This window comes from Mesorhizobium sp. INR15 (assembly GCF_015500075.1).
Classification (GTDB): domain Bacteria; phylum Pseudomonadota; class Alphaproteobacteria; order Rhizobiales; family Rhizobiaceae; genus Mesorhizobium.
Genome location: NZ_CP045496.1, coordinates 215,460 through 236,475, shown reverse-complemented (window position 1 = coordinate 236,475; position 21,016 = coordinate 215,460). Strand labels below are relative to the sequence as shown.

General features: G+C 63.3%; 20 protein-coding genes. 8 read left to right on the top strand and 12 right to left on the bottom strand.

Annotated elements, in window-relative coordinates:
* Positions 1-3: 3 nt before the first annotated feature.
* From GA829_RS01080 to GA829_RS01060, 5 genes are all read right to left on the bottom strand, one after another.
* On the bottom strand, positions 4-210 hold the full coding sequence (locus GA829_RS01080) for a hypothetical protein (protein ID WP_195176759.1): 207 nt from the start codon (positions 208-210) through the stop codon (positions 4-6).
* The gene (locus GA829_RS01075; protein WP_195176758.1) at positions 207-1,157 is read right to left on the bottom strand and encodes a carbohydrate ABC transporter permease; all 951 of its coding nucleotides are present in this window, start codon (positions 1,155-1,157) and stop codon (positions 207-209) included. Before GA829_RS01075 ends, GA829_RS01080 begins: the two co-directional genes overlap by 4 nt.
* Positions 1,154-2,101, bottom strand: coding sequence for a carbohydrate ABC transporter permease (locus GA829_RS01070; RefSeq protein WP_374940405.1), 948 nt, complete (start codon positions 2,099-2,101; stop codon positions 1,154-1,156). The genes GA829_RS01075 and GA829_RS01070 overlap by 4 nt, the downstream gene beginning before the upstream one ends.
* A 108-nt stretch (positions 2,102-2,209) precedes the next feature.
* Positions 2,210-3,541 carry an ABC transporter substrate-binding protein gene (locus GA829_RS01065; protein WP_195176756.1) on the bottom strand — a complete coding sequence of 444 codons (1,332 nt, stop codon included), beginning with the start codon at positions 3,539-3,541 and terminating at the stop codon, positions 2,210-2,212.
* Between the two features lie 272 nt (positions 3,542-3,813).
* Positions 3,814-4,503, bottom strand: a complete 690-nt coding sequence (locus GA829_RS01060; protein ID WP_195176755.1) for a PIG-L deacetylase family protein — start codon at positions 4,501-4,503, stop codon at positions 3,814-3,816.
* Positions 4,504-4,531: 28 nt separating this feature from the next.
* Here GA829_RS01060 and GA829_RS01055 point away from each other — a divergent pair, with 28 nt between their 5' ends.
* The 5 genes from GA829_RS01055 (at position 4,532) to nhaA (ending at position 11,229) form a co-directional block, all read left to right on the top strand.
* Complete coding sequence (locus tag GA829_RS01055) at positions 4,532-5,422, top strand: DMT family transporter (RefSeq protein ID WP_195176754.1); 891 nt, start codon at positions 4,532-4,534, stop codon at positions 5,420-5,422.
* Between the two features lie 89 nt (positions 5,423-5,511).
* Positions 5,512-7,974 carry an ATP-dependent helicase HrpB gene (hrpB, locus tag GA829_RS01050; RefSeq protein ID WP_195176753.1) on the top strand — a complete coding sequence of 821 codons (2,463 nt, stop codon included), beginning with the start codon at positions 5,512-5,514 and terminating at the stop codon, positions 7,972-7,974.
* Between the two features lie 26 nt (positions 7,975-8,000).
* Positions 8,001-9,332, top strand: a complete 1,332-nt coding sequence (locus GA829_RS01045; RefSeq protein WP_195176752.1) for an ActS/PrrB/RegB family redox-sensitive histidine kinase — start codon at positions 8,001-8,003, stop codon at positions 9,330-9,332.
* 62 nt (positions 9,333-9,394) lie between these two features.
* Positions 9,395-9,958 (top strand): ActR/PrrA/RegA family redox response regulator transcription factor, encoded by a 564-nt coding sequence (locus GA829_RS01040; RefSeq protein WP_195176751.1) that lies wholly within the window; start codon positions 9,395-9,397, stop codon positions 9,956-9,958.
* Positions 9,959-10,032: 74 nt separating this feature from the next.
* On the top strand, positions 10,033-11,229 hold the full coding sequence (gene nhaA / locus GA829_RS01035; protein ID WP_195176750.1) for a Na+/H+ antiporter NhaA: 1,197 nt from the start codon (positions 10,033-10,035) through the stop codon (positions 11,227-11,229).
* Positions 11,230-11,257: 28 nt separating this feature from the next.
* Here the strand turns inward: nhaA and GA829_RS01030 are convergent, their stop codons facing one another.
* Both GA829_RS01030 and cueR read right to left on the bottom strand, forming a co-directional pair.
* Complete coding sequence (locus GA829_RS01030; RefSeq protein WP_195176749.1) at positions 11,258-11,758, bottom strand: MmcB family DNA repair protein; 501 nt, start codon at positions 11,756-11,758, stop codon at positions 11,258-11,260.
* Between the two features lie 85 nt (positions 11,759-11,843).
* Positions 11,844-12,266 carry a Cu(I)-responsive transcriptional regulator gene (gene cueR / locus GA829_RS01025; RefSeq protein ID WP_195176748.1) on the bottom strand — a complete coding sequence of 141 codons (423 nt, stop codon included), beginning with the start codon at positions 12,264-12,266 and terminating at the stop codon, positions 11,844-11,846.
* Between the two features lie 225 nt (positions 12,267-12,491).
* Between cueR and GA829_RS01020 the strand changes: the two genes are divergently transcribed.
* A complete protein-coding gene (locus GA829_RS01020) occupies positions 12,492-13,109 on the top strand; it encodes a L,D-transpeptidase (RefSeq protein ID WP_195176747.1) in 618 nt (205 codons plus the stop codon).
* A gap of 153 nt (positions 13,110-13,262) precedes the next feature.
* On the opposite strand, the gene GA829_RS01015 is transcribed toward GA829_RS01020, so the two are convergent.
* The 3 genes from GA829_RS01015 to trpS form a co-directional block, all read right to left on the bottom strand.
* A complete protein-coding gene (locus tag GA829_RS01015) occupies positions 13,263-13,832 on the bottom strand; it encodes a NifU family protein (protein WP_195176746.1) in 570 nt (189 codons plus the stop codon).
* 191 nt (positions 13,833-14,023) lie between these two features.
* Positions 14,024-14,515, bottom strand: coding sequence for a universal stress protein (locus tag GA829_RS01010; protein ID WP_195176745.1), 492 nt, complete (start codon positions 14,513-14,515; stop codon positions 14,024-14,026).
* 90 nt (positions 14,516-14,605) lie between these two features.
* Entirely contained in the window at positions 14,606-15,673 is a 1,068-nt protein-coding gene (trpS, locus tag GA829_RS01005; RefSeq protein ID WP_195176744.1) for a tryptophan--tRNA ligase, read from the bottom strand.
* Positions 15,674-15,867: 194 nt separating this feature from the next.
* Here trpS and GA829_RS01000 point away from each other — a divergent pair, with 194 nt between their 5' ends.
* Both GA829_RS01000 and GA829_RS00995 read left to right on the top strand, forming a co-directional pair.
* A complete protein-coding gene (locus GA829_RS01000; protein ID WP_374940377.1) occupies positions 15,868-16,134 on the top strand; it encodes a type II toxin-antitoxin system VapB family antitoxin in 267 nt (88 codons plus the stop codon).
* The gene (locus GA829_RS00995) at positions 16,134-16,538 is read left to right on the top strand and encodes a type II toxin-antitoxin system VapC family toxin (protein WP_195176743.1); all 405 of its coding nucleotides are present in this window, start codon (positions 16,134-16,136) and stop codon (positions 16,536-16,538) included. Before GA829_RS01000 ends, GA829_RS00995 begins: the two co-directional genes overlap by 1 nt.
* Here GA829_RS00995 and murJ read toward each other — a convergent pair.
* Both murJ and GA829_RS00985 read right to left on the bottom strand, forming a co-directional pair.
* The gene (murJ, locus tag GA829_RS00990; protein WP_195176742.1) at positions 16,513-18,111 is read right to left on the bottom strand and encodes a murein biosynthesis integral membrane protein MurJ; all 1,599 of its coding nucleotides are present in this window, start codon (positions 18,109-18,111) and stop codon (positions 16,513-16,515) included. The two genes, GA829_RS00995 and murJ, sit on opposite strands and share 26 nt — an antisense overlap.
* 40 nt (positions 18,112-18,151) lie before the next feature.
* Entirely contained in the window at positions 18,152-20,953 is a 2,802-nt protein-coding gene (locus tag GA829_RS00985) for a [protein-PII] uridylyltransferase (protein ID WP_195176741.1), read from the bottom strand.
* Positions 20,954-21,016: the final 63 nt, after the last annotated feature.

Genomic DNA, 21,016 nt, shown 5'->3' with positions numbered 1-21,016 from the left:
GACCTACTCCGGAAATTTCGAGACAATGATGAACATCACGGTGCCGGCCAGCATGGTGATGAAGGAGTAGGTGTAGAGCGACAGCGCGAAGGGCTGGAACAGCATCAGGAAGCCGATGGCGATGAGCGCGGTGGCGATGTTTTCCATCAAGCCGCGCCGTGCCCAGCTGGGCCAGCGTGACTTACGTTTCGTGGGTCGGGTCACGCTCATTTGCGCACCGCGCCGAAGGTGATGCCACGCAGCAGCTGCTTGCGCAGAAGGATGGTGAAGACCAGGATCGGAACCAGGAAGATCGTCGTGCCGGCCGCCACTGCCGGCCAGTCCTGGCCGCCTTCGCCGATGATCGTCGGGATGAAGGGTGGTGCGGTCTGCGCCGTGCCGGAGGTCAGAAGGGCGGCGAAGGCGTATTCGTTCCAGGCGAAGATCAGGCAGAAAATGGCGGTCGCCGCGATGCCGGTGGTCGCTTGCGGCAACACGGTGCGCCAGAAGGCCTGCAGCCTTGTATAGCCGTCGATCATCGCCGCCTCTTCATACTCGCGCGGGATCTCGTCGATGAAGCCTTTCAGCAGCCAGACCGCCAGCGACACGTTGACCGCGGTGTAGAGCAGGATCATGCCGAGCGCTGTGTCCGACAGGCCAAGCTCGCGATACATAAGGTAGATCGGAATGGCGACGGCGATCGGCGGCATGAAGCGCGTCGACAGGATGAAGAACAGAAGGTCGTCGGCCAGCGGCACCTTGAAGCGCGAGAAACCATAGGCCGACAGTGTACCGAGGAACACGGCGCAGAAGGTCGAGCCGAAGGCGATGATCAGTGAGTTGATGAAGCGCGGCAGGAAGTTGGACGGGCCGGCGATCACCATGTTGCGCTTGCGCGTGGTCTCGTCGCAGAAACCGGTCGCCGGACCGAGCGAGTTGATATATTCCGGCGTCTGCCGCGTCCGCGTCGTGAACAGGTTGCAATAGCCTTCAAGGCTGGGCTGGAACAGGACCTTCGGTGGATATGCGATCGAGTCCGGCGGCGTCTTGAAGCTGGTGGCGAAGATCCACAGCAGCGGCACGATCGAGATCAGCGCGTAAAGCACGATGATCGTGCCGGCGATGCGCTTCGAATTCGATGACGGCGCGACGACGGAATGGGCTGTTGTCAGGCTCATCTCTGCTTCACCTTGTTGAGCGCCTTGACGTAGATGTTGGCGAGGCCGAACACCGCGACGAACAGGATGATGGCGAAGGCCGAGGAATAGCCGGTGCGCCAGCTTTCGAAAGCCTGCCGTTTCAGCGTGATCGAGGCGACTTCCGTGGTCGAGCCGGGTCCGCCGCCGGTCAGGAGAGTGACCATGTCGAACATCTTGAAGTTCTCGATGCCGCGAAACAGCACCGCCAGCATGATGAAGGGCAGCGCCATCGGCAGCGTGATCGACCAGAACTGCCGCCAGTTGGAGGCGCGGTCGACCTCTGCCGCCTCATAGATGTATTCGGGGATGGAACGTAAGCCGGCTAGGCAGATCAGCATCACGTAAGGCGTCCACATCCAGGTATCGACGATGATGATCGACCATGGCGCCAGCGACACATTGGACAGCATCTGGATGTCGGTTGGCGGGATGCGGGTGACGAACGAGACGGCGTAGGAGAACAGCCCGATCTGCGGCTCGTAGAGGAAGCGCCAGAAATTGCCGACCACCGCCGGCGACAGCATCATCGGCACCAGGATGAGGGTGGTCCAGAAGGCGTGGCCACGAAACTTCCGGTCGATCAGCCAGGCCAGCGTGAAGCCGATCAGCGTCTGCAGCAGGATGGTCCAGAACACGAAATGCGCCGTGGTCTGCATGGCGATCCAGATATCCTTGTCGCCAAGAATGCGCTGGTAGTTGGCAAAGCCGAGGTTTTTCACCACTTCGTTTGGCCGGTTGGCGCGATAGTTGGTGAAGGACAGATAGATCGCCCAGAACAGGGGGAAGATGTTGATGGCGAGCAGCAGCAGGATCGTTGGCGAGATAAACAGCCAGGCGAGGCCCTTGTCGCTGATACCGCGGACCTTGCGGGCCAACGGCTCCGGGGTCGCCCGGGCAACGTTGTCCGCAGTCCGATTGAGCATGGTCAGTCCCGCTTCGGTCACTTTGGTCGTCTCGATGATGGAATTTATCTGAACTGCGTCCCGTGCCAAGGGCGGCACGGGACGCTTCGATCCAGCTCGGGAGGAGCCTTACATCTTGCCGTCGTCCTGGAAGACCTGGGTCCAGTCCTTGACCAGACCGTCCAACGCATCCTTGGCGGAACCCTGGCCGGCCACGACATAATCATGGAAGCGCTTCTGCGAGGCCTGCAGCAGCGGTGCGTAGCTGGGCTCGGCCCAGAAGTCCTTCACGATGGCCATCGAGTCTAGGAAGGCCTGCGCATAAGGCTGGCTGGCCGGGAATTTCGGATCCTTGACCACCGCGTTCAGGCAAGAGTAGCCGCCGAGCGACCACCACTTGGCCTGCACGTCCTTGTTGGCGAACCACTTGATGTACTTAAGCGCCGATTCCTGCTTGTCGGAATAGGACACCACCGAAATGCCCTGGCCGCCGAGCTGCGCGAACTGGGCGCCGCCGGGACCCTTCGGATTGACGAAATAGCCGATCTTGTCGCCGCCGACATTCTCGTCCTTCTGCAGGCCGGGCCACGTGAAGGTGAAGTTCATGTGCATCGCCACCTGGCCGGATTTGAAGGCATCGACGCCTTCACCCATGTAGCTGTTGGAGGCACCCGGAGGGGTACAGCAGTCGTAAAGTGCCTTGTAGAACTCCAGCCCTTTGACCGCGTCGGGCGAATTGACGAAGCCTTCCATGTCGTAAGGCTTCTTCGGGTTCTCATACTGGAAGCCATAGCTGTAGAGCACGTCCATGGCGCCCATGGTGATGCCTTCCGAACCACGCTCGGTATAGATCGATGCGCCGTAGACCGTCTTGCCGTCGATCTGTCGCTTCTGGAAGAACTCGGCGATCTGCTTCAGCTGGTCGAAGGTGGCCGGCGGACCGAGATCCCAGCCGTACTTCTCCTTGAATTCCTTCTGCAGCTCAGGCTTGGAGAACCAGTCCTTGCGGTAGGTCCAGCCGACGACGTCGCCCATGGCCGGCATCGCCCAGTAATTCGGGGTGTTCTTCGGCCATTCCGAGTAGCCGACGACGGTCGCCGGGACAAAGTCGTCCATGCTGATCTTCTCCTTGTCGAAGAAGTCGTTCAGCTTGACGTAATGGCCATTCTCGGCCGCGCCGCCGATCCACTGGCTGTCGCCGATGATCAGGTCGCACAGCTTGCCGTGCGAGTTGAGCTCGTTGAGGAAGCGGTCGGCGTAATTGGTCCACGGCACGAATTCGAATTTCATGCCGATGCCGGTCTGCTTGGTGAAATCCTTGGACAGTTCGACAAGCGCGTTTGCCGGGTCCCAGGCTGCCCAGCAAAGCGTCAGATCTTCAGCGTGTGCAACGCTGGTAACGGCCGTCGACGTCAACATCGCCGAAGCCAGTCCCAACGCCAGTTTCAGAGTCGATTTCATGCCTTCCTCCCATTTGCGAAACGCGCCCGGATGACGGTTTCAAGAGCCCTAAACCCCTCTCCTCAGGGGCCCAAACATGGCGGCGCCAGGGCGCGGCAGATGTTTAGTAATTTGTTTAGTGATGCAATTTTTACTAAACAAGGCAAGCGAATTCGTTGCTGCGCCGCAACATGTCCGCACCGGTCTCTGAAAACGTTGGAAAAAGTGCGCGCCACGGCTCGCCGGAGAAAGCCGCCTGACCGGCTTTTATGCCGTCCGAAGCGGCTACAGCCTCAGCCGATCCGTTTCGTGCTCACGACAACGGGCCGGATCGCCGGCGCCGGCGGCAACAGCGCACGGATGTCGGCGAAGGGGAACGTCGGCTCGAAGCGGAACGCTTCGGCGAGCGCGCCGGCGGCGCCATTGCACTGGCCGGCCCGAAACAGGTTCTGCGTCCGCGCACCATCGACGAAGTGCTCGGGGTCTTGCGACTGATGCGCACGGATCGCCTTTGCCTTGATTTCCGAATGCGCCGAAATATCGACATAGTGGGTTGGCGAGAAGCCGGTGCCGCCCATCGTGTCGGCATGCAGAACCGGGACAGCGAAGGACGCCGCGATGCGCACGCCATCCGACAGCGCACGGTGGTCGCCGTGATAGTCGTTCGGCGCATGGGTGATCGCCAGGTCCGGCCTCGTCTCCTTGATGAGAGCCTTCAAGGTGGCGACCAGCGCGGCATCGGCAACCAGTGCGCCATCGGGAAAATCGAGGAAGCGCGGTGTTGCGCCGAGCAGTCCCGCTGCCGCCGTTGCTTCCCCACGGCGCACACGGGCGAGCGCGCCGGGATCGCCGTGCCCGCCCTTGGCCCCATCCGTGGCTATGGCAAAAATGAGCTCTGCGCCTTGCGCCGCATAGGCGGCCATCGTACCGAACATGAAGATCTCGATGTCGTCCGGATGCGCACCGAGCGCCAAGATTTTCAAAGTGACTCTCTCCCGGAAATGGAAAAACGTGACGAACGGAATCCTGCTCGCCCTCATCGCCTACGCAAGCTATTCGTGCAGCGATGCCGTTGTCAAAAGCCTGGGCGGGCAGTTCACCGTATTCGAGATCGGTTTTTTCTCGACCCTGTTTGCCGGCTTTTTTCTCTTGTTCACCAGGCCGGCCGACGAGCGCTGGCGTGATTTCTGGCGCACCAAGCGGCCTTGGGCCGTGCAAGCCCGCGCCTGGGCCGGCATCGCGTCCGGCGTGCTCAGCGTCTACGCCTTCACCACCATTCCGCTGGCGGAAGTCTATGCGCTGATCTTCCTGGCGCCGCTGTTCGTCACCATCCTCTCGACCGTGATCCTGAAGGAGCACGTAGGCCCGTGGCGCTGGCTGGCGGTGGTTGCCGGTTTTGCCGGTGTCATGCTTGTGGTGCGGCCGGGCTTTCGCGAGTTGCATCTTGGCCACCTCGCGGCCTTCACCATCGCCTTCCTGGCCGCGGCCAGCGTCATCCTGATGCGCTCGCTGGCGCAGCAGGAAAAGCGAACGACGATGCTCGGCGTTCTGATCGGCTATGGTCTGCTCTTCAATGGAGTTGGGGCCGCGGCGACCTCGTTCACCTTGCCGGACGGCAAGCAGCTGATCTGGCTGGTTGTGGCCGGCGCCTTCACCGCTTGCGGCCAGCTGCTGCAGCTTCTGGCCGTCAAATACGCACCTGCCAACCGGATCGCGCCGACGCACTATTCGCAGATCATCTGGGCGGTGATTTTGGGCGCGCTGTTCTTCCAGGAATATCCGGACTGGCTGTCACTGGTCGGCCTCGCGGTCGTCGGTGGTTCCGGCCTGCTGACCATGGTGCGCGAGGAGGCGAGGCTGGGCACGGTGCGCTGGAACCCGTTCTCCCGGACCCGGCTCTGATCCGACCCATAAAGTTGCGCGGCGACCGCCACCGCTGATATGCGGACGGTGCGGGCCAACCGCGATCGAATGAGCGTATTCTCGAGACGATGACCACGAAATCCCTACCGGAGCTTCCGGTCTCCGTCGTGCTGCCGGCGCTTGTTGAAGCGCTGGAGCGCGGCAACAGCGCCGTGCTGGTGGCGCCGCCCGGCGCCGGCAAGACGACGCTGGTGCCGTTGGCGCTACTCGATGCCGCATGGCTTGGCACCGGCAAGATCGTTCTGCTCGAGCCGCGCCGGCTCGCCGCCCGTGCTGCTGCCCGCCGCATGGCCGAACTGCTTGGCGAGGAGCCTGGCGCGACCGTCGGCTATGCCATGCGCATGGAGAACCGCACTTCGGCAAGGACAAGAATTCTCGTCGTCACCGAAGGCGTGCTGGCGCGGATGATCCTCGATGATCCCGAGCTGCCTGGGATTTCCTCGGTGATTTTCGACGAATTCCACGAGCGTTCGCTGGACGGTGATTTCGGCCTGGCACTGGCGCTTGACGTGCAGGGCGCGCTGAGGCCCGACCTCCGGCTTGTCGTCATGTCGGCGACGCTCGATGGCGCGCGTGTATCCCGGCTTCTGGAAAATGCTCCGGTGATTGAAAGCGAAGGCCGCGCCTTCCCTGTCGACATTAGGTATGACGAGCGGCCTGCCGGCATTCCGGTAGAGGACGCCATGGCCAAGGCGATCCGCTCTGCCCTTGCCGACGAGAGCGGCAGCGTGCTTGCCTTCCTGCCTGGCCAGCGCGAGATCGAACGCACCGCCGAACGTCTGACGGGCAAGGTCGGCGGCGACACCGACATCGTGCCGCTCTACGGCATGCTGGATGGCAAGGCGCAGGATGCCGCGATCAAGCCGGCCCCTGGGGGCCGCCGTAAGGTGGTGCTGGCGACATCGATCGCCGAGACATCGATTACCATAGATGGCGTGCGCGTCGTCATCGATTCCGGCCTGTCGCGCCTGCCGCGCTATGAGCCGGCCAGCGGCCTGACGCGGTTGGAAACCGTGCGCGTCAGCAAGGCCTCGGCGGACCAGCGCGCCGGCCGCGCGGGGCGCACGCAACCGGGTGTTGCCATCCGGCTGTGGCGAGCCGAGCAGACGGCGGCGCTGCCCGCCTTCACGCCGCCGGAGATCCTCGAAGCCGATCTGTCCGGATTGATGCTCGACTGCGCCGCGTTCGGCGTCGCTGACCCGACGAGCCTCGCCTTCCTCGATCCGCCGCCGGCCCCGGCGCTCAACGAGGCGAGGACACTTTTGCGGGCGCTCGACGCCGTCGACGAGGCGGGGCGCCTGACTGGATCCGGCATGGCGATGCGCAAGCTCGCGCTGCCGGTGCGGCTCGCTCACATGGTCGCCGAGGCGGCGAAGACAGGTGAGGCGCAGGAAGCGGCCATGCTGGCCGTGCTGCTGACCGAGCGCGGCCTGGGCGGCGATGGCGCCGACCTTGAGCGCAGGCTGATGCGGTTTCGCACTGACAGAGCGCCGCGCGCCACCGCTGCGCGGCAACTGGCCGAGCGGCTGGCGAAACAGGCTGGCGGTTCGAAGACGGGTGAACGGTCTTCGGCGGGCGGTCTGCTGATCCATGCCTGGCCGGATCGCGTCGCCAGGGCGCGGGGCGAGCGGGGCCGGTTCGTGCTGGCTAACGGCTCGGGCGCCATGGTCGACGCCGCTGACCCGCTGGCGGGCGAGGCCTGGCTCGTCGTCGCCGATCTGCAGGGCAAGGCGCAGAATGCACGCATCACGGCGGCGGCTGCCATTGGTGAGGATGATATTCGCACAGTGCTCGCGGACAGGATCGAGACGCGGCGCGAAACGAGCTTCGACCGCGACAAGCGCGCGGTCCGGGTGCGCGAAACCGTGCGCCTCGGCGCCATCACCTTGTCCGAACGCATGCTGCCGGCGCCAACCGGCGCTGACGCCGATCGCGCCATTCTCGACGCTTTGCGCCAGCACGGGCTGTCGCTGCTGCCATGGAGCAAGGAGGCGGAGATGCTGCGCCAGCGCCTGTCTTGGCTGCATCGTGGCCTTGGTGCGCCTTGGCCCGATATGTCTGACGCAGCGCTCACCGAGCGTCTCGATGACTGGCTCTTGCCCTTCCTGAGCGGCGCGGCGTCCTTCGCCACGATCAATTCAGGTATCCTGTCTTCCGCTCTCACCGCCCTTGTGCCGCATGATTTGCAACGGCGGATCGATGCCCTGTCGCCGACCCATTTCGAAGCGCCGTCCGGCAGCCGTGTGCCGATCCGTTATGAGGGCGAATGGCCGGTGCTGGCGGTTCGCGTGCAGGAGCTTTTCGGCCTCGACCAGCATCCTTCGATTGCTGGTGGCACGGTACCGCTGACGCTCGAATTGCTGTCGCCCGCGCACCGGCCGATCCAGACGACGCGCGACCTCCCCGGTTTCTGGCGCGGGTCCTGGGCCGATGTGCGTACCGACATGCGCGGACGCTATCCGCGCCATGTCTGGCCGGAAAATCCGCTTCTGGCGACGGCCACCAGCCGCGCCAAACCGCGCGGCACCTAGCGCTTGCCGCCTTGCGCCTGTAATCCATGACCATGATCAACGTTCTGCGTTCACCTGATTTCCAGCAAAGCCAGCGGCTGCGCCTCAACACGCTGATCCGCCTGCGCTGGCTGGCCATCGTCGGCCAGAGCCTGACGGTGCTCGTCGTCGCCTATGGTTTGAAATTCCCGCTGCCGGTCAGCCTCTGCTTCGCGCTGATTGCCTGCTCGGCCTGGATGAACCTGTTCCTCGCCTTCCGGTTTCCGGCGGCGCACCGGCTCACGCCATTGGCGGCTTTCGGCATCCTGATCTTCGACAGCCTGCAACTGGCTGGCCTGCTCTACATGACCGGCGGCCTCACCAATCCGTTCTCGCTGCTGATGACCGTGCCGGTCGTCATCTCGGCGACATCGCTGCCCTTGCGCCTCACCGCCATTCTCGGCGGGCTGGTCATGTCGGCGGCAACCCTGCTGGTTTTCCTGCACTTGCCTTTGCCCTGGTATGAAGGGGCGCCGCTGGCCATGCCGTTCATCTATGTCGCCGGCATGTGGATGGCGGTGTTGTCCTCGATCGCCTTCACCGCGATGTACGCCTTCCGCGTGGCTGCCGAGGCGCGGCTGCTGGCCAATGCGCTGGCCGCCACTGAACTGGTGCTGCAGCGCGAGCAGCATCTGTCGGCGCTGGACGGTCTGGCGGCTGCCGCCGCGCATGAGCTGGGCACGCCGCTCGCCACCATCACGCTGGTCGCCAAGGAGATGGAAAAGGCACTCGGCAACGATCCCAAATACGGGGAAGACGTGAAGTTACTGCGCTCGCAGAGCGAACGCTGCCGCGAGATCCTCAAGCGCCTGACCAGCCTGTCGTCGGAGGGTGAGGCGCATCTGTCCCGCCTGCCGCTGACCTCGCTGGTCGAGGAGGTTACCGCCCCGCATCGTGACTTCGGCATTTCGATCAAGCTGCGGCCAGGCGAGCGCATCGGCCCCGAACCGGTTGGGCGCCGCAACCCGGGTGTCATCTACGGCCTCGGCAACCTGGTCGAGAACGCCGTCGACTTCGCGCGCAAGAGTGTCACCGTGCGCTGGAGCTGGGACGAGGCCGTCGTTACCTTCTCGATCATCGATGATGGACCTGGCTTTCCAGCCGAGATCATCGACCGCATCGGCGAGCCTTACATGTCGACGCGCCAGGGCAACGAGGCCGGCGGCGGCCTCGGCCTTGGCCTGTTCATCGCCAAGACCTTGCTCGAACGCTCCGGCGCCAGCCTCGATTTCCGCAATTCGAGCGGGCTGGGCGAGGGCGCCGTGGTGCAGATTTCGTGGCCGCGCGGCGTTTTCCTGAATCCGGAACTCACAGCCGTCACGATGTTTGACACTGCGTAAATTGGACAATGGCGCCGCAGGCCTATATCTGCGTAAAATTAAGGCAGCAGGACATAGAAACGATGACAGGCGACGAACCGATTGGCGCAATGGTTGAAGGCGAGGACACCTCGCTGCTGCTCGTCGATGACGACAAGCCGTTCCTCACGCGCCTTGCCCGGGCCATGGAAACCAGGGGCTTCGTCGTCGAGACGGCGGAGAGCGTCGAGGAGGCGGTTGCCAAGGCGCGCAGCAATCCGCCCGCCTATGCCGTGGTCGACATGCGGCTCGGCGACGGCAATGGTCTCGACGTCGTCGCGGCGATCCGCGAAAAGCGCGACGACTCCCGCACCATCATCCTGACCGGCTATGGCAACATCGCCACCGCGGTGACGGCGGTGAAGCTCGGCGCCGTCGACTATCTCTCCAAGCCGGCCGACGCCGACGATATCTTCGCCGCGCTGACCCGCACCGCCGGCGAGCGCGCCGCGCCGCCGGAAAATCCGATGTCGGCCGACCGCGTGCGCTGGGAACACATCCAGCGCGTCTATGAAATGTGCGACCGCAACGTGTCGGAGACCGCGCGCCGCCTCAACATGCATCGCCGCACCTTGCAGCGGATACTGGCCAAGCGCGCGCCGCGCTGAGATTCTTGTCCGGTAGGCTGAATTTGCTCTAGTTGCGAATGACGCTGGCCGGCAGGCGATATGACGGGGGCGATATGCAGGACACCAAGCAGCGGCCGGTTTCCATCTTCCGCGAATTCCTTGATGGCGAGGCGGCCGGCGGCATCATCCTGATGGTGGCTGCGGCGCTGGCGCTGATCGTCGCCAACTCGCCCCTGGCGGAAACCTACTTCGCCGCCCTGCACGCCTATGTCGGCCCGCTCAGCGTCTCGCACTGGGTCAATGACGGCCTGATGGCCATTTTCTTCCTGCTCGTCGGCCTGGAGATCAAGCGCGAGGTTCTGGACGGCCAGCTGTCGACATGGCCGCGCCGCGTCCTGCCCGGCATCGCCGCCGCCGGCGGCATGCTGGTTCCGGCGCTCGTCTATGTCGCCATCAATCGCAACAACGCCGCTGCCCTGTCCGGCTGGGCCATCCCGACCGCCACCGACATTGCCTTCGCGCTCGGCGTGCTGTCGCTGCTCGGCAACCGCGTGCCGGCGTCGCTGAAGATCTTCCTGACCGCGCTCGCCATCATCGACGACCTTGGCGCCGTCATCATCATCGCGGTGTTTTATACGAGCGGCCTGTCGCTCGCCTATCTTGGCGCTGCCTTCGCCGTCATCGCCTTGCTTGTCGTGCTCAATCGCATGCGCGTGCTGACGCTGGTGCCCTATCTGGTGCTGGGCGCCATCCTGTGGGTGCTGGTGCTGAAATCGGGTGTCCATGCCACGCTTGCCGGCGTGGCGCTGGCGCTGACCATTCCGCTAAAGGTTTCTCCGGGCAGCGGCCATGATCTCGACCATTCGCCGCTGCATCGGCTCGAACATGGCCTGCACAAGATAGTCCCCTTCGTCGTCATCCCGATCTTCGGCTTTGCCAATGCCGGCGTTTCGCTTGCCGGCCTGAGCGCGGCTGCTTTGGTCGAGCCGCTGACACTGGGCGTCGCTGCTGGGCTGGTTCTGGGCAAGCTGGTCGGCGTGTTCGGTTCCTCGGCGCTTGCCATCCGGCTCGGCTTCGCCGATCTGCCGGCCAATGCCAGCTGGCTGCACATGATCGGCATTTCGCTGCTCTGCGGCATCGGCTTCACCATGAGCCTGTTCATCGGCCTGCTCGCTTTCGCCAGCGACGTGGGGCTGCAGGACGCCGTCAAGGTCGGTATACTTGCCGGCTCCTTCATCGCTGCTTTGCTGGGCGCCGCCGTGCTGCTCATGGCGCCAGCCGCAGGTGGGGCGGAAGTGGACGAGAGCTAGAAGCCGACTTTGGTACGAGCGCCAGAGACTACTCGCTCTCACCTTCCAGCGCCGGCACCGACACCCCCGCGAGTTCCGCCGCCAGCAGCCGCGAGGCCCCGGCCCGCGCGATCCGCAGCATCAGCGCCTTGCGCGTCGCCGCCGCCATGCGGTGCTCCGGCGCGTCGCGCAGGATCTCGGCGCCGTAGCCGTCGGAAAGAATGAAACCGCATTCCTGCGGAAATATCTCCTGCGGCACGCCGGGATGGGTGGCGAAGAAAAAACGGTCGGAGTGGAGCCGATAGTCCGGCCATTTGCGGTCGACCCGGAAGTCCTCGATCGAGGATTTGACCTCGATGATCCAGATGTCGCCCTGGCGGGTCAGCGCGACGAGATCGGCGCGCCGGCCGGTCGCCAGCGACAGTTCAGGCAGCACATGCGCGCCCATCTGCATTAACAGCCGCTGCACGCCGCGCCGCACCAGCATGGCGCGATCGGACTGGCGGCCGTCAATCAGGGGATTTTGCAGAATCGGTGAAATGATTGGCATGGCCACACCATGCCAGATTTTGTTCACGGTTTGAACCCGTATTTAGAAGACGATTATCCCTTTGACAAACCGCGTGTCGGCCAACCTACGCAGGCGCCGAAGCGCCTTTATCACCTGATAGCACCGCTCCCGCCATATCATCCAGGATCGGACAATCCGGCCGGTGGTCGCCATGGCAGGCATGGATCAGCTTCTGCAAGGTAACGCGCATCGACTGCAGCTCGCGCACTTTTTCCTCGATCGCGGTGACATGCGCGGCGGCGATTTCGCGCACGTCATGGCTAGCGCGGCTGCGGTCTTGATAGAGCGCCATCAACTGGCGGCAATCATCGATGGAGAAGCCGAGGTTGCGCGCGCGGCGCAGAAACGTCAGCCGGTGGATGTCATCGCCTGAATAGTCGCGGTAGCCATTGCTGGCCCGCTGGGGGCTGATCAGCCCGATCTCCTCATAGTATCGGATGGTCTTGGCCGGCAGGCCGGACCGGTGGGCTGCGTCACCGACATTCATGAGGGTTTCCTCGACTTTTGGCGGGCCTTGCGGTCTTGCCCATTGAATTTCCTTCACAATCCTGTGAAGGCTGTTGCCGAAATGCCATAGTGATGTGCTTACCAGCACGTCAACTCCCGCATATAGGCATCGCGCGCTTGGCAAGCAAAGCAAATGCCAGCATGAATGACAGTGAGAAAGCGGTCGACTCGTGCCGCTGGTTTGGGCGGGGCATCGGATCACCTCATGCGCATGAAATCATTTGCAATCATCGCCGCATTGGCGCTGTCCACCGCTATCGCTGGTTGCAGCACCATCGGCTCGCAGATGTTTTCCAACGACTATGGCGCGGTGAGCGATGCTGGCTACCAACTGCCGCGCATCCCGATCGAGAAAGTGCCGAGGCAGTTCCATCGGCAGGAAGTGAATTACGATACCCCGGAAAAGCCGGGCACGATCATTGTCGATACGCAAAACAAGTTCCTCTACTTCGTCGAGCCTGAAGGCCGGGCCATTCGCTACGGCATCGGCGTTGGCCGCGAGGGCTTCGAGTGGCACGGCACCGCTCACATCGCGCTGAAGCGCGAATGGCCGACCTGGACGCCTCCTGGTGAGATGGTCAAGCGCCAGCCGGAACTCGCCAAGTTCGCGGGTGGCATGGAGCCGGGCCTGAAGAACCCGCTAGGCGCGCGCGCCATGTATCTGTTCAACAAGGGCGGCGACTCGGGCTATCGCCTGCACGGCAGCCCGGAATGGAATTCGATCGGCAAGGCGATGTCGTCTGGCTGCATCCGCTTGATGAACCAGGACATCATCGATCTCTATGACCGCGCCGAAGTCGGCGCCAAGGTCATCGTGATGTAGGACAACGATCCCGTTTCGGGATCAGGAATTGCTTTCGTACGCGGACCGTCTAGGCAACAACGGACGTCCCAAACAGAAAACCGGGCAATTTGGCCCGGTTTTTTGTTATGTGCGTTTGTTCAATATTGCGCGCCAGGCGGCCTGGAGGAACGGTCAGGAGACCTGTTCGACCTGCTGAACCTCAGGCACGAAATGGCGCAGAAGGTTCTGGATGCCGTGCTTCAGCGTCGCGGTTGACGACGGGCAGCCGGCGCAGGCGCCCTTCATGTGCAGGAACACGGTGCCGTTCTCGAAGCCACGGAAAGTGATGTCGCCACCATCCTGGGCAACCGCAGGACGCACGCGCGTGTCGAGCAGTTCCTTGATGGTGATGACGAGCTCTTCGTCGGCCTTATCGTAGAACTCACCGGTCTGGCTGGTTTCAGCGGCGGGGCCGGCATTAACCATCACCGGCGCGCCGGACATGAAATGCTCCATGATGGCGCCGAGGATCGCCGGCTTCAGGTGCTGCCAGTCGGGGCCGTCCTTGGTTACGGTGATGAAGTCGTAGCCAAAGAAAACGCCGGTGACGCCAGGGATCTCGAACAGCCGGCCGGCCAGCGGCGAAGCGGTCGCGGCACTATCGGCATCGCGGAAATCGGCGGTGCCTTCCACAAGCACTTCCTTGCCGGGCAGGAATTTCAGCGTCGCCGGGTTCGGCGTCGATTCGGTCTGGATGAACATGGCAATCTCCACGCCCCGTCTGGGCGGCCAGTTTGGAATAATTCTAAATAGGCTCTATTGGCTGGACATTCAAGCGAAACGCGTCGCCGGAACAGCTGGCTGGCGGAATGTTTTTTCGGACTTCGTGCCCAAACTCCGAGATGTGCCGAGATTCAGCCGAAGCGGCAGCACCGGCAGAATATCAGCATACTTTACGCCAGGCTGTCGATCTCCTCGTCCGACAGGTTCTGCGGCACCACGGTCACCGGGATCGGGAAAGCAGCACCCTTGCCGGCCACGGCGCCAACCAGCGGTCCGGGGCCTTCCTTGCCGGCGCCGGCCGCCAGCACGAGAATGGCAATATCCTGGTCGTCCTCGATCAGTTTGTGGATTTCTTCGGTCGGCTTGCCCTCGCGCACCACCATTTCCGGTTCGATGCCGAGCTTCTGGCGCACCTTGTTGGCATAGCTGTCGAGCGCGCTGCGCGCCGTGGCGGTGGCTTCCTCGCGCATGATCTTCTCGACGCCCAGCCAGTGCTGGAAATCATCGGGCTCGATGACGTAGAGCAGAACCAGCGTGCCATTGGTGCTCTGCGCCCGCTTCGAGGCGTAGGCGACGGCGCGCTCGCATTCGGGCGTATCGTCGATAATGGTCAGGAACTTGCGGCGATGGCCGGCTTCGCGACTGAGGCGTTTGGAGACCATGTCTATCTACTCGGTGGTTTTTCGACCGCAATCTGCCACCCGCGCGGGCCGGCGGCAAGCCGCCGGTCTGCGTGGCTGTGTTGGTGCGGATCAGTCCTGCAGCAGTCCGATGATGTCGCGCACCGTCTTCATCGTCTTTTCGGCCAGGGCGCCGGCCCGTTCGCCGCCATCTTTCAGCACCGCGTCGACATAGGCGCGGTCATCGGAAATGCGGCGCATCTCGCTGGCGATCGGCGCCAGCCTTTCCACGGCAAGGTCGGCCAGTGCCGGCTTGAACACCGAGAACTGCTGCCCGCCATATTCCTTCAGCACGGCTTCCTTGGAAATCTCGGCCAGTCCGGCATAGATGCCGACGAGGTTCTCCGCTTCCGGCCGGCCGGCGAGGCCGTCCAGTTCGCCCGGCAAGGCTTCCGGATCTGTCTTGGCCTTGCGGATCTTCTTCGAGATGGCATCGGCATCGTCGGTCAGGTTGATGCGCGACAGATCGGACGGGTCCGACTTCGACATCTTCTTGGAGCCGTCGCGCAGCGACATGATGCGCGCGGCCGGGCCACCGATGACCGGTTCGGTCAGCGGGAAGTAGCCGTTCACCGTCTCCTCGCCGACTTGCATCTCGACGCCGACGCCAATGGCAGCGATCCGGTCGGAGAAGTCGTTGTTGAACTTCTGCGCGATGTCGCGGGTCAGTTCCAGGTGCTGCTTCTGGTCCTCGCCCACCGGCACATGCGTGGCGCGGTAGAGCAGGATATCGGCGGCCATCAGGGAGGGATAGGCGAGCAGGCCGAGCGAAGCGTTCTCGCGGTCCTTGCCGGCCTTGTCCTTGAACTGCGTCATGCGGTTCATCCAGCCGATGCGGGCGACGCAATTGAAGATCCAGGCGAGTTCGGCGTGCTGCATCACCCGCGACTGGTTGAAGACGATGTGCTTCGTCGGGTCGATGCCGGAAGCCAGGAACGCCGCGGTGATCGAGCGGGTCTGATCCCTAAGGTCGTCATGAACGAGTTGCGCGGTCAGCGAATGCAGGTCGACGACGCAGTAGATGCAGTCGGACGTGTCCTGCAGCGCTACGAATTTCTTGATGGCGCCGAGATAGTTGCCGAGATGCAGGTTGCCGGTCGGCTGGACACCGGAGAAGACGAGTGGCTTGAAGGCGGTCATGTTGTCCCCTTTGGCTTGTGGAGGGCCGTATAAGCATGATTCCGAAAAGTTGCGGATTTTCCGGAGCCGATCATGCGGCTGGAAACCGCGCGCGGCGAAAGTTTTTCGACGGCGCGCTTATGGACGAGAGCAAGCTGCGGATCAAGAGGTTGCCAGGTGTGTTGACACTATCATGTAGGTAGCTACATAATTCTATGTACATCGAGGGCACTCAGATGACTATCAACATCAACAACAAAGAGGCGGACAGCCTGACGCGCGCTTTCGCCAAGGTCGAGGGCGTCGGTATCACCGAAGCGATTGTGATCGCCATGCGTGAAGCCCTGGAGCGTCGGCGCAACCGCGAGACGCCGCTGCAGACAGCGGCGCGGCTTCGGGCCGAGTTTGGGATTCAACTGAGCGAGCAGGCGCGCAAACCATTGCCGCGTTCGGTCTACGATGAACTGTCCGGCGACGAATAATGTTTGTCGATGCCGCCGCCATTGTCGCGATATTGAGCCTTGAGGCCGAAGCCGATCGTTGTGCGAAGGCAATCATGGAGGCGGCGGCTCCATTCACGTCGTCAATAGCTGTCTGGGAAGCAGCGATGGCACTTTCGCGATCGGAAAAGCTGGCCATACCGGTTGCCAGGAGCCTGGAAATAGTCGGTCGCTTTCTTGAGGATCGGGCGATTGCGCTGCGTGAGCTTCCGCCCGCCTCGGAAGCGGCTGCGCTGTCTGTCGAGGCGGCATCCCGGTTTCGAAACAACGCAATCCGCCTGAACATGGCTGACTGCTTCCACTACGCCTGCGCACGTTACTACGCTGTTCCAATCCTATCCACGGACGACGAGTTCAGGCTCACGGATCTGGAGACTGTTCCTTGATTGGCGAAGGTCCTTTTCGCGTCGCATTGCGGCGGATCATGCCGAAATCGGCGCCGCCGGTGGCGAAGGCGGTGACGAAGTAAAGCATCGCTCCGCCGGCGACCAGCGACAGCACGGTCGTCGCCTTGATGATGAGCGGCGAGCCGGGGCCAAGCCTCACCTCGAACCAGTGTTCGGCGAAATAGAGCGCGATACCCATCACCACCGCCGAGAGGACCAGCCGAGGAATGCGCTTCAGCAGGGGCACGTCGCGGCCCCAGTGGCCGCGCCGGATCAGCACGGCAAGCAGCATCACGGCGTTGACCCAGCCGGCGACGGCCGAGGCGACGGCGATGCCGGGCGCACCCATGGTGGGAAACAGCGACAGCGCGATAGTGACGTTGACCGCCACCGAGATGGCGGCAAAGATCATCGGCGTGCGCGTGTCTTCGCGGGCGAAATAGCCTGGCGTGAACGCCTTGATCAGAACGAAGGCCGGCAGCCCGAGCCCGAAGATCGCCAGGATCGCCGCGACGGTCGGCGTCGAATGATTGGCGGCGAAGGCGCCGCGCTCATAGACCAGCCGCACGATCGGCTCCGACATGACCCAGAGTGCGACTGCCGCCGGCAAGGTCAGAAACAGCGTGAACTCGACCGAGCGGTTCTGCAGGTTGGCCGCCTCGATCAGGTTGCCGGACTTCAGAGCCCGTGACAGTTCGGGCAACAGCACAATGGCGACGGCGACGCCGACGACACCGAGCGGCAGCTGGTAGACGCGGTCCGCATAGGCCAGTGACGACACCGCGCTGTTTTGCGCAGAGGCGATCGCCGTGCCGATCAGCTGGTTGATTTGGGTGATGCCGCCGGTGATCGCCGCCGGCAGCGCCAGGATCAGCAGGCGCTTGACGTTGGGTGTCATCTTCGGCCGGCGAAAACCGAGCACAATGCCGGCATTGCGCACCGCCACCCAGACGATCGCGAGCTGCACGATGCCCGCCGCCAGCACGCCCCAGGACAGGCTAAAGCCAACCGCGCGCGCATCCAGCCCATGGTACCATGCATAGCCAAGCACGCTGATCAGGATGATGTTCAAAAAAGCGGGTGCGATGGCAGCCGCGAAATAGCGGCGCAGCGAGTTCAGCATGCCCGCCATCATCGCTGCGAGCGACATGCAGATCAGGTAGGGGAACATGATGGTGGCCAGCGCCACCGTGGTATCGAATTTTCCAGGCGTGCCGGCAAAGCCCGGCGCCACGAGGTAGCGCACGATCAGCGGCATCGCCAGTTCCATGGCAATGGTCAGCGCCAGCAGCGCCGTGAACAGTACGCCGAAAACTTCTTCGGAAAAGCGCTTGGCGCCATCGGTGCCGTGGGTTTCGATCTCCTTGGCGAAGAGCGGCACGAAGGCGGCGTTGAAGGCGCCTTCGGCGAACAGCCGGCGAAAGGTGTTGGGAAACTGGAAGGCGGCGTTGAAGGCATCGGCGATCGGCCCGGTGCCAAGGGCGGCGGCCATCAGCATCTCACGGCCGAAACCGAGAGCGCGGCTCATCAGTGTGCCGGAAGCGACCGTGGCGAATTTTTTGACAAGGCTCATGCGTTTGGAGACTGCCTGTGGGATTGGGACAAAGTGATGGTCACTCGGCGGCGGCCTTGGACTTGCCGCCGCGTTCCGGGGCAATGCCTTCGAGTGCCGCGATCAGCCGGTTGCGGATGGTGGTCGTGCGCGCCGGGCTGTCGATCTTCTGGCCGGTGAGGTCGGTGATGTAGAACGTATCGATGACCTTCTCGCCAAAGGTGGTGATGTGGGCCGATGCGATATCGAGCGACAGGTCCGACAGCGTTCCGGTGATCTCCGACAGCAGGCCCGGCCGGTCCAGCCCCTCGACCTCGATGACAGAGAAACGGTTTGACAGCGTGTTGCGGATTTCGGCGCGCGGCTGGATACGAAACACCTTGGCGCCACGTTTTGGTTTGGTGCGCTTTTCGATCATCTCCGGCAGCCAGCTCTTGCCCGACAGGACGTCCTCGATCAGGCGGCCGACGCGCTCGGCGCGGCGCCGTTCGTCTTCGTCGCGGTCGAATTCCCTGGAGATCAAGATGGTGTCCAGCGCGCGGCCATCGGATGTGGTGAAGATCTGCGCATCGACGATGTTGCCGCCGGCGGCCGCACAGGCGCCTGCGATCACCGACAGCAGGCGCGGATGATCCTGCGCCAGCACGGTAATCTCGGTCACTGCCTCGAACTGATAGGTCTTGACCATCGTAGCGAGCTTGTTGCCGGCATCGTCCGCGTCGCGGACGAACTCGGCATGGCGCAACTGATCGGCGAGGTCGACGGTCAGCAGATAATTTTCGTAATGCAGGCCGACATAACGCTTGCGGGCCTTTTCCGGCCATTCGGCAAGCGCTTCCGCCAGCCGCTCGCGCGCCGCCGCCGTGCGCTCGGCACGCGACACCTCCGAAAACCCGCCGGTGAGCAGCAGTTCGGTTTCGAAGTAGAGCGTGCGCAGCAACTGGCCCTTCCAGCCGTTCCAGACGCCCGGCCCAACGCCCCTGATATCGCAGACGGTCAGGATCAAAAGCAGCTTCAGCCGCTCGACCGACTGCACGATCGAGGCAAAGTCCTCGATCGTCTTGCGGTCGTTGAGGTCGCGGGTCTGCGCCGTCATCGACATGACGAGGTGGTGCTCCACCAGCCAGGCGACGGTTTCGGTGTCGGCGGGCGACAGGCCCATATGCGGGCAGATGCGCCGCGCGATCCTGGCGCCGGCCTCGGAATGGTCCTCCGGCCTGCCCTTGGCGATGTCGTGCAGCAGCACCGCGACATAGAGCGCCTCGCGGCTCTTCTTCAACCCCGGCATCAGCGTGTGCGACAGCGGGTGGATTTTCTCACCGTCGCCGCGCTCGATCTCGGCCAGCACCCCGATGCAGCGGATCAGGTGCTCGTCCACCGTATAGTGGTGGTACATCGAGAATTGCATCATGGCGACGATCTTGCCGAAATCCGGGATCAGCTTGCCCAGCAGTCCGGCCTCGTTCATCCGCCGCAGATTGAGTTCGGCATTGCGGTCGGAGGTTAGGATGTCGAGGAACAGCCGGTTGGCCTCCTCGTCGCGCCGCAGCGACTTGTTGACGAGGCCGAGCGACCGGGTCAGCAGTTTCAGCGCATCGGGATGGAATTCCAGCCCGTGCTTGTCGGCGAACCAGAACAGCCTGAGCAGATTGACCGGATCGCGCTCGAACACCTGGTCGTCGGCGATGTTGATACGGTGATTGTCGACGATGAAGTCAGAGGTGCCGGCCAGCTTGCGCTTGCGGCGCGAGAAGGTCAGGAAGATGCGGTTGAAGCCCGGCACATGCTTGGCCTGCTCTTCCTCGAGCGCGGCGCAGAAGATGCGGGTCAGGTCGCCGACATCCTTGGCGACAAGGAAGTAGTGCTTCATGAAGCGCTCGACCGCCGAAAGCCCCGGATGGCTGGTGTAGCCCAGCCGTTCTGCGATCTCGCGCTGGATGTCGAAATGCAGCCGCTCCTCGGCCTTGCCGGTGAGGAAATGCATGTGGCAGCGCACCGCCCACAAGAAGTCCTCGGTCTTCAGGAATTCGCGATACTCGCCCTCGGTGAAGACGCCTTTCTCGATCAGTTCCTCGCCGGTGCGCACCCGGTAGAAATATTTGGCGATCCAGAACAGCGTCTGCAGGTCGCGCAGGCCGCCCTTGCCGTCCTTGACGTTCGGCTCGACCAGATAGCGGCTTTCGCCGGCCTTGGCGTGGCGCTCGTCGCGTTCGGCCAGCTTGGCCTGCACATATTCAGGTCCGGTGGTGCGCACCACTTCGTGGTCGAAGCGCAGCATGAGTTCGTCATAGAGCTTCTGCTCACCCCACAGGAAGCGCGCTTCCAGGATCGAGGTGCGGATGGTGATGTCGGCGCGCGACAGCCGCAGGCATTCGTCGATGTTGCGGGTGGCGTGACCGACCTTCAGTCCCAGGTCCCACAGCATGTAGAGCATGTATTCGACTGTCTGTTCGCCCCATGGCGTCTGCTTGTAGGGCAGCAGGAACAGCAGGTCGATGTCGGATCCCGGCGCCAGCGTGCCACGGCCATAGCCGCCGACGGCGACCACCGCCATGCGTTCGGCCGACGACGGATTTTTCACGCGGTAGACGTGGGTGGTGGCGAAATCATAGAGCGCACGGATGATCTCATCCATGAGGTGCGACAGCCGCGCGGCGCACACTGAGCCGCCGCCGTCGTCCATCAGCATGCGCTCGGCTGTCTTGCGGCCCTCGGCTAGCCTGGCCTTGAGAAGCTGGAGAACACCCGTGCGCGCAACCTGCCCGGAGCCGTCGCCGGCCGTGGCGGCGGTCAGCGCCGTCATGTCGCGGCGCAAGGCTTCGCCGTCGATCAGTTCATCGAGCTTCAGGGAGATTTTCGCCATAGGTACCGGTTGGCCTTGCCTTTTCGGCGGCGTCTATAGCGCGTTTTCACGGCTCTGGGTATG

Bases quoted from the DNA above. Each gene is read 5' to 3' on its own strand.
- GA829_RS01020 (WP_195176747.1), top strand. From the start codon at position 12,492: ATGCGCATGAAATCATTTGCAATCATCGCCGCATTGGCGCTGTCCACC.
- GA829_RS01070 (WP_374940405.1), bottom strand. From the start codon at position 2,101: ATGCTCAATCGGACTGCGGACAACGTTGCCCGGGCGACCCCGGAGCCG.
- GA829_RS01075 (WP_195176758.1), bottom strand. From the start codon at position 1,157: ATGAGCCTGACAACAGCCCATTCCGTCGTCGCGCCGTCATCGAATTCG.
- GA829_RS01080 (WP_195176759.1), bottom strand. From the start codon at position 210: ATGAGCGTGACCCGACCCACGAAACGTAAGTCACGCTGGCCCAGCTGG.
- GA829_RS01030 (WP_195176749.1), bottom strand. From the start codon at position 11,758: ATGCCAATCATTTCACCGATTCTGCAAAATCCCCTGATTGACGGCCGC.
- hrpB (WP_195176753.1), top strand. From the start codon at position 5,512: ATGACCACGAAATCCCTACCGGAGCTTCCGGTCTCCGTCGTGCTGCCG.
- trpS (WP_195176744.1), bottom strand. From the start codon at position 15,673: ATGACCGCCTTCAAGCCACTCGTCTTCTCCGGTGTCCAGCCGACCGGC.
- GA829_RS00985 (WP_195176741.1), bottom strand. From the start codon at position 20,953: ATGGCGAAAATCTCCCTGAAGCTCGATGAACTGATCGACGGCGAAGCC.
- GA829_RS00995 (WP_195176743.1), top strand. From the start codon at position 16,134: ATGTTTGTCGATGCCGCCGCCATTGTCGCGATATTGAGCCTTGAGGCC.
- GA829_RS01000 (WP_374940377.1), top strand. From the start codon at position 15,868: ATGTACATCGAGGGCACTCAGATGACTATCAACATCAACAACAAAGAG.
- cueR (WP_195176748.1), bottom strand. From the start codon at position 12,266: ATGAATGTCGGTGACGCAGCCCACCGGTCCGGCCTGCCGGCCAAGACC.
- GA829_RS01040 (WP_195176751.1), top strand. From the start codon at position 9,395: ATGACAGGCGACGAACCGATTGGCGCAATGGTTGAAGGCGAGGACACC.
- GA829_RS01045 (WP_195176752.1), top strand. From the start codon at position 8,001: ATGACCATGATCAACGTTCTGCGTTCACCTGATTTCCAGCAAAGCCAG.
- GA829_RS01015 (WP_195176746.1), bottom strand. From the start codon at position 13,832: ATGTTCATCCAGACCGAATCGACGCCGAACCCGGCGACGCTGAAATTC.
- GA829_RS01065 (WP_195176756.1), bottom strand. From the start codon at position 3,541: ATGAAATCGACTCTGAAACTGGCGTTGGGACTGGCTTCGGCGATGTTG.
- nhaA (WP_195176750.1), top strand. From the start codon at position 10,033: ATGCAGGACACCAAGCAGCGGCCGGTTTCCATCTTCCGCGAATTCCTT.
- murJ (WP_195176742.1), bottom strand. From the start codon at position 18,111: ATGAGCCTTGTCAAAAAATTCGCCACGGTCGCTTCCGGCACACTGATG.
- GA829_RS01010 (WP_195176745.1), bottom strand. From the start codon at position 14,515: ATGGTCTCCAAACGCCTCAGTCGCGAAGCCGGCCATCGCCGCAAGTTC.